Here is a 13466-nt window from a genome sequence, read left to right on the forward strand (position 1 = left end):
AAATTTAATATCAGCCATGCAACACTTTATAAATGGTATTGGCCATTACCTTACCAATGCCGTTGACTTGTCCGATTTCATCTTGTGATGCGCCAAGCAGCTGCTGCAAGCCGCCAAAATGATTGAGCAACTCTCGGCGGCGTTTTTCGCCAAGCCCAGGGATGGCTTCTAGTACTGAGCTTGAACGGCGTTTATCGCGTTTTTTGCGGTGTGCGGTAATGGCAAAGCGGTGCGCTTCATCGCGGATATGCATAATCAAATGCAGTGCCTTGCTATCAGCTGGCAAATCGAGCGGCTCACGGTCAATAAAATGCAGTACTTCAAGCCCAGCCTTGCGACCTTCGCCTTTTGCCACCCCGACGAGCAAGGTTTGGGTTAAAATCCCTAGCTCGCTCAGTACGTCTTTTGCCATATTAAGCTGCCCCTTACCGCCATCAATCAGCAATAAATCTGGCAGCGGCTGTTTGCTATAGCGGCGGTTTAATACTTGCTTCATGGCAGCATAGTCATCACCGCCCGTGATGCCATGAATGGCATATTGGCGATAGTCGCGTTTGCGCAGTCCGCCTTGGTCAGCGACCACACAGCTGGCGATGGTGGCTTCACCCATGGTATGGGAGATATCAAAACATTCGATACGGTCGAGCGATTTGCCTTGTAGCGCCTCTTTTAATACCGCATTGAGCGCGTTAAAGCGAGATTTAACTTCCAAATAATCGCCCAATTTGGTTTGCAGGGCGTTGTTGGCATTCATTTGGGCAAGGGTGAGCCATTCGCTCCGCTGCTCACGAACTTTGGTTTTTATCGTCACCTTTTTGCCAAAGGTTTCAGTTAAGGCTTCTGTCATCGCGGTTTGGTCGGGCAACTCATGGCTTATAATCAGCTCTTCGGGCAAATCATCACTGACTTGAAAATAAAACGAGCTGACAAACTCAGACAAGTTATCCGCTATGTCGTTTTCACTATCCACATCAGGAAAATAATTGTTGCCACCCAAAACCTGCCCATTACGCACATTCATGACATGCACACAGGTAATGCCCGCTTGACTGGCGATGGCGATGATATCGGCTTCACCTTTGACCGTATATACCGCTTGTTTGGCTTGTACTTCGCGTAGCATCGAGAGTTGGTCGCGATACAAGGCGGCTTGCTCAAAGTTCATGTCTTCAGCCGCCTGCTCCATTTTACCCACCAATTTGACTTGCAAATCCGTGCCTTCCCCTTTTAAAAATCGAATGGTGTTGTTGACGTCATCGGCATACTCTTCGGGCGATACCAGCCCGACACACGGCGCTTTACAGCGTTTGATTTGGTACTCTAGGCAAGGTCGCTGACGCTGGGCAAAAAATGCATTGGTGCATTGGCGTACCATGAACATTTTTTGCATCATTAATAAGGTCTGTTTGGCGGCATGTGCCGAAGGAAAAGGTCCAAAAAATCTGCCTTTTTGGTGTTGCCCTTTGCCGCGCCCATAGGCAAGTCTTGGATAAGGTTTATCCGCTGAGATAAACACGTATAGATAGGATTTATCATCACGCAGTAGCACATTGTAGGGCGGTCGATGCAGCTTGATGAGGTTTTGCTCAAGCAGCAGCGCTTCGGTCTCAGAGCGGGTTATGATGGTTTCGATGTTGTCGATACGTTGCACCAGCGCCCGCGTTTTGGGGTGGTCGATGGTTTTGGCAAAGTAGCTGTTGACGCGGCTTTTGAGCGATTTGGCTTTGCCCACATAGATGATGTCGCCATTTTTGCCCAGCATTTTGTACACGCCTGGCAAGTTGGGCAGGCGCTTAATCAAGTGATCCAATCGCGCTTTGCGGTCGGCAGTCGCTGCAGCAATTTCAATGGTTGCAGGGTCGATGGCTGGATTCACGCTGCTTTTTCTTTCTTTGGGCATTTGATTTAGTTTACTTTTATATGGTTTTGCTACTATATTTAGTTGTTTTCATTGATTTTCAATCTATATTATAAAATAGTAGCTGAATGTAGAATTCACTGTACTTATAAGAATAACATTTTAAGTAACCCTTTCTACTATAGTTCAACTCACTATTAGTCAATTGCAAAACCCATTAAACAAAAGTCTGTTATAAAACACTCTCTATCTTCGCCTTCTAATTGATTCATTAGATGTCTTAAGTTAAATGGGATACTCTGTGTGATATCAGATTTCAATAATTTCGATACATAAGCATCCTGAAATAAATTTTCGGCTAGAACGAAAATACAAAAATTAATAAGTAATCTTTGTGCTTTCGAATAATTAGATTCAAAATCATATATTAGATAATCAAGAGAGCTTCTTGAAATTTGGTCATTATTCGCATTTTGAATCAAATGTATGTATAAACTATCCAAAATCTCTAGTCTAGTTTCTTCATAACTTAAAGGCATTTGATTTATACTCATATATCACTGTTTTGACTTTTAAGTAATTTCAATCTTAAACTACTAATCCGAACCCCCACTTTTGACACGAATAGTTTGTCCAGCCGGGCGTTTTTTGACCCAATTGATAAATTTTTGCATCTCGGTATGTTCTTTTAGCCGCTCAACCGTATGGTAGTAGCTGGATAATTCTTGGTTGCTAAACACTTCATGCACTTGTGCATGACAAGCAGGACACAGCATGGCGATGTCGTTTTTCATTTCATCACGGCTAAATTCGCGTTTGGTACGGGCTTTGTCGTGGCGGGATTTGGGAATCAGATGATGTTGGGTTAATTCAACTTCATCACGTCCACACAATTCACACGGTGGCGATGGCGCTTTTTCAGCCAAAATCGCCTCCCAGAATGCTGCATCTTCGTTATTTTTTGCTTTACCTTTTGCCATTATTTTGTCACGCTTTGCTATCAGTTGTATCCATCATACAATAGCATTGTTACCTTGCCAATGGCGTGTTGTACCATATCTTTTTTTCATGTTAAAAACGAGTCTGCCATGTTATCTAAGCTATCCAAGCTATCTAGGTTATCCAAGCTATCTAAGCTAAGCCAAACCTTTCAATCTCAAGCCAAAGACTACCTTAATCCGTTTCATAACCCCAAGTTGTTAAAGCAGTTTTTTAACTTTTATCCGCCATATTTTGGGGCGGGTATTCGTGTTGACAGCCTTGATTTCGCCAACCACCATATTCGCGTGCGTTTACCGCTAAACAAACTCAATCAAAACATCGTCGGCACCCAGTTTGGGGGCAGTTTGTATTCGATGACTGACCCATTTTTGATGATTTTGTTGATGCAAGCGTTGGGCAATGCGTACGTGGTATGGGATAAGTCGGCGAGCATTGATTTTGTTAAAGCGGGCAAAAGCGATGTGTTTGCCGATTTTCACCTTGATGACGCCGAAATCGATACCATAAAAGCCTTGGCAAAGGATGGTAAAGCGGTGTTCCGCAACTATGAGGTACAGGTGGTTGACGACCAAAATGAGGTGGTTGCCACCGTCACCAAGACCCTGTACATCCGGTTACGAGCCTACAGTAAATCAAAAGACCAAACGGTCAGAATTTAGCGGAAGGGCGTTAGTCTTTGACTGCTAAGGTAATGGTATAAGTTTTACCTTGCTTGATTTTATCCGAATTACCAAACACTTCGGTAAATGAGCGTTTCATAAAGTCCCGCAAGCCGTTGATGGTCACCACATAGAACCGTGCGCCACTTTCCATCGCATTGTAGGCATCGAGCAAATACAGATAATGCTGTTCTTTACTGGCTTTGGCAGGTAAGTTACTCATCACTAGGCTAAATTTTTTATCTTTTTCAACATCACGAAAGCCATTCGATAGCTGAACTTGGGCGTTATTTAAATGATTTTTTTGGCAGTTAAGTTTGGCATATTCCACCGCCACAAAGTCTTTGTCGATGAGCAGGTGCTGTCCGTTTGGGCATTCACGGGCGGCCGTCATACCCAGTACGCCATAGCCACAGCCTAGGTCGATTGAGTGGTCATCGGCTTTGAACTCGATATAGTCAAGCAGCATAAGGCTACCCTCGTCGAGTTTTTCGGGCGAGAAAATTCCCCAAGTGCTGGTAAAGTGAAACGGCTTGCCAAGCACATCTTGGGTGAACTGGATGTCTTCGCGCCAGTAGGCAGATTTTTTGAGTAAGTCAGGGTCGATGGGGTGCATGTTTATTCCAAAAATTAAAGAAGGGTTAAGCCAAATGGCTGATACGTGCTGAATTTGCCGGCGGACTAAAAACAAGCCATAGTAAAATATGCGTATCAACGATAAAATGGGGCTTTAGTTTTTTTGACAGCTTTTTCATAGATTGATAAATTCTTCTTCGGTCATCTCAAAATCATCTTTGATGGTAAAACTGCCTTTGCCAACCATTTGCCCAAATTGGCGTTTGGTTTTTCGCTAGGCTGTGAGGATTTTCCTAAATTTTGAGTGACCAAAAAATTGATAAAATCCAATGCTGTTTGCTGACTTGCAGGCGGCAGTATTTGCAATTGGTGAACGGCTTGGGCAATCGTTGGGCTTGGATTAGTGATTTGCAATTTTATTCCTTAAATCTATTATTAACAAACAAGAAATAAATGAGAGTTTGGGCAGTCAGGAATACCCATACTCATTTTTTTTGGATAAGTTTCATCAGTCGGTAAACCACCGCCTCCAACACGAATTTCATCGCCTTCCTTATACTTTTTACCTTCAAAAGTAAGTGTTTTACTGGCTTCATCCCAATTTATGGAACTCTTTTCAAAAATAGGTTGGGTATAATTGTTTCCGTTCGCTATTACCAAACAACTACCTTGTACTTTTAAACGACCACTTAATGCGGCTGTCATACAAGTAGGAATTTCATTGGGTTTTGGTTTGGGGCGTACAAAAGTCGCTACTCTTGAAGCGGGAATTTCTTTACCTATTTCAACAGGTTTTGGTGTGGAAGCTGGCGGCATTTCAGCTTTTTCTATAGGCGTATTTTGCTGACAACCAAACAAGCCAAAAACCATCGTTAAACCAACCATTTTTAACTTTGAAAACATTTTAAAATCCTTTTAAATCACCTTACTAAAACGATTGCCTTCTTTACTCGCCAAATAAGTATCAAACACCATCGCCACATTTCGCCCCAGAAGACGCCCTTTTGGCAACACGCGAATCCCTTTGGCATCCATATCAACGAGTTTATCCGCTTGCATCTCCCCCAGTTGGCGGATTTCATCAATAAAATAGGTCATCGGGTCAATACTAAAGCGCGCATTCACATCTTTAAAATCAATATAATCATGGCATAGCAGATTCATAATCACATAACGGCGCAGCAAGTCAGGCAAGCGCGCAGAAATCACCTTCACCGCAGGCAATTTTCCCGCATTGATGAGATTTTGATAATCGCTTAAATCCGTTGGATTTTGCAAAATATGCAGACCGATTTGGCTAATCGACGACACCCCAAAACCCAATAAATCACAATTGCCATGCGTGGTATACCCTTGAAAATTGCGGTGCAATTTGCCCTCACGTTGCGCAATCGCCAGCTCATCATCAGGCTTGGCAAAGTGGTCAATGCCGATATATTGATAGCCTGCGTCAGTCAGTGCGTGGATGGTATTACCGAGCATGGTCAATTTGTCGGCAGGGCTTGGCAAATCGGCTTCATTGATTTGACGCTGACCTTTAAATCGCTCTGGCAAATGCGCATAGTTAAAAACAGACAGACGGTCTGGCGAGATAGCGATGATGCGCTCAACCGTATTGCGCATGCTATCCACCGTTTGGTGCGGCAACCCATAAATCAAGTCAATATTGATAGAATGAAACCCAAGGCGGCGAGCTTCCGTCATCACGCCTCGAATCATTTCTTCTGACTGCACGCGATTGACGGCAATTTGCACTTTTTCTTGCAAATCCTGCACACCAAAACTCACCCGATTAAACCCAAGTCCACGCAATATCTCAAGCGTGGTCGGGCGCAATTCTCGCGGGTCAATTTCAATCGAATAATCAGCGGTAGGTTTATCGCTAAAAGTAAATTGGGTTTGCAAAAAGTTCCACAATTTGACCAGCTCATCATCGGTCAAAAAGGTCGGTGTGCCGCCGCCAAAATGTACTTGTTCGACGATAGGGTCCCCTTGCATCAAGCTGCGTTTATGCCGAATTTCGGCAAAAAGATACGCTAAATAGTCGCCTGAATCACTGTTTTTCTTGGTGATGATTTTATTGCAGCCGCAGTAATAGCAGAGGTGGCGGCAAAACGGGATATGAAAATACAAAGACACTGGCACCCGTGGGTCTTTTTCTGCCAAAACGCGGGCTTCCATGCCGTCAGTAATCGGGGTAAATTCTAGCGCGGTTGGGTACGAGGTATAACGGGGACCTGAGCGGTTGTATTTATTGATGATAGCTTCATTAAACAAATGGGTTTGGGTCGTGTAGCTACGATTGGCATTGGCATACGGATTTTCGATGATTTCGACAGGACGATCAAAGGTGGGCAGTTCGCTGTCAGATAAAGGGCGAGTTTGGTCTGTCATAATAGTCTCGTATAGCGTGTAGCGTAAAATTCTCGGAATATTGGTTGTGATTATAACATAGTCATCCTAGATAGCCGATGATGAGAAAGCAGATGAATTATGCTATGATTTAGCCGTTTTTTATCAAAAATTGTCTAGTTGCTGCCATAAAAAAACGGCCTGTCTTGTGTCAAGGTAGCCGCCAATTGGTTGGAAAAGGATATTAAAAATGTCGTTTGCTCAAGTATATACACGCTCGGTGGTGGGTTTAAACGCGCCAAGCGTGATGGTTGAAGTACATTTATCGCAAGGATTGCCCGCAGTCACCATGGTCGGCTTGCCTGAAGCCGCGGTACGGGAGAGTAAAGATAGGGTGCGCTCTGCCATTATCAACTCGGGTTTTCAATTTCCCAATCGCAGATTAACTATCAACCTTGCGCCCGCCGATTTACCCAAAGATGGCGCACGGCTTGATTTGCCGATTGCCATAGGTATCTTGGCAGCGAGTGGTCAAATTGATGAAACCGTGCTTGCGCAGTACGAGTTTATTGGCGAATTGGCGCTCAATGGCGATTTACGAGCCATTGCTGGGGCGTTGGCAGTATCACGCGCGCTCAAAGCAGACCAGCGCACCTTGATTGTTCCCAAAGACAATGCCGATGAAGCGGTCAAAGTCGATGGCGTGAAGGTGTTGCAAGCCGATACCCTCAAAGCTGTGTGCCAACACTTGATGAACGAGCAACAACTCAGCCAAGCCGAGCATAAGGCATCCTACCAATCAGCCAATTATCAGCTAGATTTAGCCGATGTCAAAGGACAACACCAAGCCAGACGTGCGCTAGAGATTGCGGCAGCAGGCGGACATTCGCTACTATTTTGTGGCTCACCTGGGACAGGCAAAACTTTGATGGCATCTCGCCTACCCACCATTTTGCCACCGCTCAACGACCATGAAGCGCTTGAAGTTGCCAGTATTTACTCGATTGCCAACAGTGATTATGACTACGGCACACGCCCTTTTCGCCAAGTCCATCATACCACCTCAGCGGTGGCGCTAGTGGGCGGCGGCTCATCGCCCAAACCCGGTGAAATCACGCTCGCCAATCGGGGAGTGTTATTTTTGGATGAGATTCCAGAGTTTGATCGCAAGGTGCTTGAGGTACTCAGACAGCCCATCGAGAACAAAGAAATTGTCATCAGCCGTGCCAACTCTCAAGTACGCTTTCCCGCCAATTTTCAGCTGGTAGCAGCGATGAATCCCTGCCCCTGTGGCTACTATGGGGATAAATCAGGTCGCTGCCAGTGCCGACCTGAGCAAATCAAACGCTATCAAGAAAAGCTATCAGGACCTTTGCTTGACCGTATCGATTTGCATATTACCGTGCCTGCCCTGCCTGCCAGTGATTTGCAGTCAGCACAGAGGGGTGAGTCTTCTGCGGCAGTGCGTGAGCGGGTGATACAAGCCTATCAGCGCCAGCAAGCCAGACAGGGCAAAGCCAATAATGAACTATCCCCCAGTGAACTTGACCAATTTGCGCCGCTTGGCGATGCAGAAAGTCGTATTTTGGCAATGGCTCAAAGTCGGCTGAATCTGTCCGCGCGTGGCTATCATCGCGTCCTTCGCGTCGCCCGCACGATTGCGGATTTGGCAGGCAGTGACAATATTCAGACACCGCATCTGACAGAGGCATTAAGTTATCGTAGTCAATTAACGAATGCCTAAGTTTCGTGCTAACTCATCATAGAGCAAGATATAGCAAGCCTATAAAAACGGATGCTCGCGAAAAAATGTGGGCGGCAGGTTATCGTATTGGGTGTCGTTGACGTATTTGGCTTCAAACTGTTTTTTTAGCGCTTTATAATCCGCATTGGCTCGGCATTCATCCCATTTTTGCTTAAAAATTTGTGCAGATTGGGCTTTGATTTGTGCGGATTCAAGCTGCTGTGATTGCTGCGGCAATTGCTCACGCCCATGCGCGCCACTTTGTCCTTTTTTAGCGTCAGGGACAGCGCCGTCGTATTTTTTGCCCCCTTTGTGATTGGCATAACGACGCGAGCGCGTATAACCCATTTGGATAAATTTACGCGCCATATCAGCACCGACAAAATCCCCTTGGGCAAGGTAGTCCAAAAACATCGCATAGATGGTATCACTGCTCTCACGCGCAAGTTCTGGCGTAGCAAATCGCCAATGCGGTAAAATCTCGGATTTATACGGCTCTACCAATAATACCCCTTGCTCACCGCGCCCCACCCGATACAACGCTGGATGCTCGCGAAAATTCAGCGTGTCAAAGCTCAGATGATAGTTAAACTCGTGCATGACTCAAAAACTCGGTCAGCGTGGCAAAGTCATCAAAGGTTTGGGTCGGATGATAATCGCGAATATCCTGCCCATAATTATAGCCATACGACAACCCAAGCGTATCCATGCCCGCGTTTTGCCCTGCCAAAATATCGTTTTTGGAATCACCAATCATATAGCTTTGAGCGATGCTAAAGCCCAGTTTGTCACAGACGTGCAGTAGCGGCATCGGGTCAGGTTTTTTGGCAGGCAAACTATCGCCACCCAAAATATAGGCAAAAAGGGCTTGCCAACCCAATTTTTCGACAATCGCAGGAACAAAATCAATGGGTTTATTGGTGGCAATAGCGAGGGTATAGCCTTGCTCTTTAAGCTGACGCAACCCTTCGCCCACCCCTGCATAGGGCTGGGTTCTGACACAGGTGTTTTGATGGTAGTAGTCAAAGAATAGAGCAAGCGCCTGATTGGTATCATCTTCCGTGAGATTGGGGTCAATGGTTTGTGAGCCTGATAAGGCACGTTGCACCAATACTTTGCCGCCATTGCCCACCCAGTTGCGGATGACATCTTCGCTAAAGTTGGCTTTGCCAAGCGCGGTTAACATCGCATTGACGGCGTCAGCCAAATCTGGCACGCTATCAATCAACGTACCGTCCAAGTCAAAAATAAGTAACGATTTTTGGGTGATATTTTCCCCAGTGGATGGGGGGATTGGGCTATTAAGTGATTCGCTAGACATGGTGTTTCCTATCGTTTTTTCACCAAAAATTAATAGGCTACAGTGTAGCAGAATCACTTAAAAATACCATGCAACCGTCCATTAAAATAACCTAACCCTGACAACCAATTCCGCCTAAGAGCAGGTTTGACTAAAAAACGTTAGTTTTCGCCATTACTCGGTTGATAATCTAGTGAGGCATCAGCGATTTCATTGCTAGCTTCGGGATTCAGCGCGCTGTCCTTTTTGGCGCCCAGTTTTTGATAACGCACATCTTCACCGGTAATACAAAAAATCAATTGCTCAGAGATATTACGCGCATGCGCACCAATACGCTCTATCGAACGTAGCACCCATAAAATATCAATGACTTTTGCTACATAGCGACCATCTTCCATGATGTATGTCATCATCGCGCGTGACGCAGATTTGTACATTGCATCAATTTCACTATCCTGCTCTATCACTTGGTAAGCACCTGTTGCATCAAACTTGGCAAAGGCTTCTAGCGCATTTTTTAGCATCATCTGCACAAAATTACCCATTTGATGCGCTTCATGATACCCAATCGGTGATTGACCTTCACGGGTGGCACGGCGCGCCATCTTGGCGATTTTTTTGGCTTCATCACCAATACGCTCAATGTCAGCACTGCATTTGCTCACTGCCATGATTAGGCGTAAGTCGGTAGCAGCAGGTTGACGACGTGCCAATACTTTGACCACCGAATCATCAAGCTGCTGCTCAGTAAAGTTGATTTCTTTGTCACCATCAATGACATCTTCGGCAAGCGCCACATCACTTTTTACCAAAGATTCAATTGCTTTGGTGAGATTGGCTTCTGCCATGCCACCCATTTTTAAAAATAAATTGACCAAGTTTTGTAAATCTTGGTCATAACTTTTTGATAAATGCTCACCAATTAAATTCATATTTCCCTTCCTAACTCATGGATTGTGACTCATGGACTGTGCAAAATTGTGATTAAAAAAGACGTTAAAGAAAAGCTAACTATAACTAAAAATTACGACAAAATGATGAAAAATAGCGCGCCTATTCGCTGATATTGCATCATATAAACCGAGCAAAAAACCTAACAAACATTTCAATGTCATCAAACTTTAACATAACCGTAATAGATTTGACATTTTGTTACATTAACATGGCAACAATTTTTCAGCTTTGGGTGATTTAAAACGCGACATATTGGTTGGCGACTCCCAAGCTAAGTTACCATCTTCCCTGACAATCATCTCATTTGTCCATCAAGGAATTATTATGAAACTATCACATTTAATCATCAGTGTGGCATTCGCCGCTGTAGGTGTACAAGCCAATGCTGTCAACATCACAGGCGCTGGTGCAACCTTCCCACAACCTGTTTACTCAAAATGGGCAAGCGACTACCAAAAAGCAACGGGTAATCAAGTAAACTACCAAGGTATCGGCTCTTCAGGCGGTATCAAACAAATCCAAGCAAAAACGGTTGATTTTGGTGCCACTGATGCGCCAATGAGCCCAGCAGAGCTAAATGCCAGCGGCTTAATCCAATTCCCCGCAGTCATTGGTGGTATCGTACCTGTGGTAAACATCGCTGGCGTCAAACCCGGTCAATTAAAACTATCGGGCACCGTCCTTGCTGACATCTATATGGGCAAAATCACTACTTGGAACGATGCACGTATCCAAGCATTAAACCCAGGTGTTGCCCTACCTGCCGCTAAGATTACAACTGTTAATCGCTCAGACGGTTCAGGTACCACTTTCGTATTTACCAACTACCTAAGCCAAGTATCAAGCGATTGGAAATCAAAAGTAGGCGCGGACAAAACCGTTAAATGGCCTAATGCTGCAGCAAGCGTGGGTGGTAAAGGTAACGAAGGCGTATCAAGCAACGTACAACGTGTTGCAAACTCCATCGGTTATGTTGAATATGCGTATGCAAAACAAAACCGCTTAGCGTATACCCAATTACAAAACCGCGCGGGTAAATTTGTACTACCAGACGATTCAACGTTTGCCGCAGCATCAAACATTAACTGGGCACAATACCCTGGTTTTGCGGTGACGATTACTAACATGCCAGCAGCCAACGCTTGGCCAATCTCTGCAGCGACGTTCATCCTCGTACCCCGTACGGGTGGTGCAAAAGCCAAAGAAGCGCTTAAATTCTTTGACTGGGCATTTACTAACGGCAATGCACAAGCAACCGCACTCGACTACGTTCCGCTACCTGCCGACACCAAAGCTGCGGTTCGTAAAGAATGGACGAAAGTTAAATAGTCATTTGCGTCAGCTTACTAGATTAACCAACCCTGCCGATTGGCGGGGTTTTTTAGCTTAAAATTTTGCCAAAAAAGAGCATCAAATCAGCTGATTATCTAACACTTTGACCGTCTCATCGGTCAGATTGCCCGCAGCTTTTTGTAGGTCAATGTAGGCATTTAAATAATCAAAATACGCATTAATCAAATCGCGTTTGGCAGCGTGATATTGGCGTTCTGCCAGTAGTGTATCTACCATCGAGCGCACCCCCAAATCATAGCCTGTTTTTGACGCTTGGGCGACGCGGCGATTAGCCTCCACGGCAACTTGCTGGGCTTTAATCGTGGCACGCTGTGCGATCAAATTTAGATAGGCTTGGCTAGTTTGAGTCATCGCAGCTTGGTACGCATAGGCGAGGCGACTTTTTGCCGCTTGCGCTTGTAGATTGCCTTGCTCAACGCCTGCGCGTGTACGCCCACCGGTATAAAACGGGAAATCCACTTCCACCCCAAAGCTATAATTGGTGCCATCAATAGCGCTAACATTATTATGGGTATAGTCTTGCCACCCCACATTGCCTACCAAATCGACACGGGGATAGGTATTGGCTTTGAGATAATCGACTTGTTTGTTAGCAATCGCCACTTGGGTTTGTGCTAGCTGAATATCGAGATTATTATTTTGTGACTGCTGCATCCAGTTGTCGATACTTTGACTTGCCACAAGATTCAAATCAGGCGGTAACTTGATACTGTCTAGCTGATTGATTGGTTGACCGGTGAGCAGTGATAACTGCTGTTTGGCATTTACGATTGCCACGTCATTGTTGGCGATAGAGGCGCTGACGCTTTCAAGCCTTGCACGGCTTTCTTCGGTATCTACCCGCGCCGCTACCCCTTGTGCGAGTCTCGCTTGCATCATGTCATTTTGTGCTTTGAGTGCGGTGAACTCGGCATTAAGGCTATCTGTCATCGCTTCAGCGCGCAATACATTGAGATAGGCTTTGCTGATTTGCTCGATTAGTTGTTGGTGCTGCTGTAATAGCTGGATGTCATTGGCTTGACTGGCGAGCACGGCTTTTTCATAGTTTGCCCATTTATCAGCACGAAACAAGGCTTGGCGCAGTCCGATACCGACTTGGCTTGCAGTATTGCCCGTGTCCGGGATGTTATCGTCTTTGGGATAAAACTGGTTATGTTTGACACTGCCTTGCAGCCCCACTTGCGGCAGCATATCGCCAAACGCTAGCTGCACATTTTTTTGCGTTGCCAGATAGTCATATTGCTGCCCTGCCCAATTGCCATTGGTGCGCTGGGCTGCGCTATACAATTCCCACAAATCCTTTGCCATCGCGGCTGGGCTGAGGGACATCGACCCTATCAATGATACTGCCATCGCCCCTAACCGCCATCGGGTGCCAGGCGCTTTACGATTCCACAAACAGATGCATTCCATATCAATAATTACAACATTTTCAACAACCAAGGAGCCTCTATCATACCGATAGTTGTCAAAAAAATCAGTAATTTAGTTGAGTAAATCATCGGTACAAAATGGTTAAAAATCTATTAGGTAAACCTGTGAGTTTTTGTTAATATGGCAGTATTGACTCGGGGTGCAGTTGGATGACATACCAGCGGCTGAGACATACCCGTCGAACCTGACACGGTTAATACCGTCGTAGGGAAGTCGTCTATTAGGTTAGTTAGA

The 13466-nt window shown here is 45.3% G+C and carries 14 protein-coding genes and 1 riboswitch; of the genes, 3 read left to right on the forward strand and 11 right to left on the reverse strand.

The genetic code is table 11. From position 1 onward, the window contains the following. Window positions 1-10 precede the first annotated feature (10 nt). From uvrC to RTS10_RS08815, 3 genes are all read right to left on the reverse strand, one after another. The gene (gene uvrC / locus RTS10_RS08805; RefSeq protein WP_172460513.1) at window positions 11-1849 is read right to left on the reverse strand and encodes an excinuclease ABC subunit UvrC; all 1839 of its coding nucleotides are present in this window, start codon (window positions 1847-1849) and stop codon (window positions 11-13) included. Between the two features lie 206 nt (window positions 1850-2055). Next, window positions 2056-2412 (reverse strand): hypothetical protein, encoded by a 357-nt coding sequence (locus RTS10_RS08810; RefSeq protein WP_040403802.1) that lies wholly within the window; start codon window positions 2410-2412, stop codon window positions 2056-2058. A 42-nt stretch (window positions 2413-2454) separates the two neighbouring features. Next, entirely contained in the window at window positions 2455-2838 is a 384-nt protein-coding gene (locus RTS10_RS08815) for an HNH endonuclease (protein WP_145988447.1), read from the reverse strand. Between the two features lie 108 nt (window positions 2839-2946). On the opposite strand from RTS10_RS08815, the gene RTS10_RS08820 reads away from it, so the two are divergent. Beyond that, on the forward strand, window positions 2947-3519 hold the full coding sequence (locus tag RTS10_RS08820; protein WP_312540022.1) for a DUF4442 domain-containing protein: 573 nt from the start codon (window positions 2947-2949) through the stop codon (window positions 3517-3519). Between the two features lie 10 nt (window positions 3520-3529). On the opposite strand, the gene RTS10_RS08825 is transcribed toward RTS10_RS08820, so the two are convergent. The 4 genes from RTS10_RS08825 to hemN all read right to left on the reverse strand — a co-directional run bounded on the left by RTS10_RS08825 (window position 3530) and on the right by hemN (window position 6489). Further along, window positions 3530-4135, reverse strand: coding sequence for a class I SAM-dependent methyltransferase (locus RTS10_RS08825; protein ID WP_312540023.1), 606 nt, complete (start codon window positions 4133-4135; stop codon window positions 3530-3532). A 161-nt stretch (window positions 4136-4296) separates the two neighbouring features. Beyond that, entirely contained in the window at window positions 4297-4509 is a 213-nt protein-coding gene (locus tag RTS10_RS08830; protein ID WP_128681029.1) for a hypothetical protein, read from the reverse strand. Between the two features lie 21 nt (window positions 4510-4530). Then, entirely contained in the window at window positions 4531-4998 is a 468-nt protein-coding gene (locus RTS10_RS08835) for a hypothetical protein (protein WP_312540025.1), read from the reverse strand. 12 nt (window positions 4999-5010) lie between these two features. Continuing rightward, on the reverse strand, window positions 5011-6489 hold the full coding sequence (gene hemN, locus RTS10_RS08840; RefSeq protein WP_065253919.1) for an oxygen-independent coproporphyrinogen III oxidase: 1479 nt from the start codon (window positions 6487-6489) through the stop codon (window positions 5011-5013). Window positions 6490-6697: 208 nt separating this feature from the next. Here hemN and RTS10_RS08845 point away from each other — a divergent pair, with 208 nt between their 5' ends. After that, the gene (locus RTS10_RS08845) at window positions 6698-8191 is read left to right on the forward strand and encodes a YifB family Mg chelatase-like AAA ATPase (protein ID WP_312540026.1); all 1494 of its coding nucleotides are present in this window, start codon (window positions 6698-6700) and stop codon (window positions 8189-8191) included. A gap of 39 nt (window positions 8192-8230) precedes the next feature. Here the strand turns inward: RTS10_RS08845 and RTS10_RS08850 are convergent, their stop codons facing one another. From RTS10_RS08850 to phoU, 3 genes are all read right to left on the reverse strand, one after another. Continuing rightward, the gene (locus RTS10_RS08850; protein WP_050325310.1) at window positions 8231-8791 is read right to left on the reverse strand and encodes a DUF4385 domain-containing protein; all 561 of its coding nucleotides are present in this window, start codon (window positions 8789-8791) and stop codon (window positions 8231-8233) included. Beyond that, window positions 8778-9512, reverse strand: a complete 735-nt coding sequence (locus RTS10_RS08855) for a phosphoglycolate phosphatase (RefSeq protein ID WP_062333128.1) — start codon at window positions 9510-9512, stop codon at window positions 8778-8780. The genes RTS10_RS08850 and RTS10_RS08855 overlap by 14 nt, the downstream gene beginning before the upstream one ends. Window positions 9513-9652: 140 nt before the next feature. Further along, window positions 9653-10423, reverse strand: a complete 771-nt coding sequence (gene phoU, locus RTS10_RS08860; protein WP_076775614.1) for a phosphate signaling complex protein PhoU — start codon at window positions 10421-10423, stop codon at window positions 9653-9655. Between the two features lie 346 nt (window positions 10424-10769). Here phoU and pstS point away from each other — a divergent pair, with 346 nt between their 5' ends. Then, on the forward strand, window positions 10770-11774 hold the full coding sequence (gene pstS, locus RTS10_RS08865) for a phosphate ABC transporter substrate-binding protein PstS (protein ID WP_312540028.1): 1005 nt from the start codon (window positions 10770-10772) through the stop codon (window positions 11772-11774). Between the two features lie 81 nt (window positions 11775-11855). Here the strand turns inward: pstS and RTS10_RS08870 are convergent, their stop codons facing one another. After that, window positions 11856-13127: a TolC family protein gene (locus RTS10_RS08870; RefSeq protein ID WP_312540029.1), complete on the reverse strand. Its 1272-nt coding sequence runs from the start codon at window positions 13125-13127 to the stop codon at window positions 11856-11858. Between the two features lie 230 nt (window positions 13128-13357). Further along, window positions 13358-13460: riboswitch (TPP riboswitch) on the forward strand. Window positions 13461-13466 lie beyond the last annotated feature (6 nt).

Source organism: Moraxella sp. CTOTU47616, assembly GCF_032017465.1.
GTDB classification, from domain to species: Bacteria; Pseudomonadota; Gammaproteobacteria; order Pseudomonadales; family Moraxellaceae; genus Faucicola; species Faucicola tetraodonis.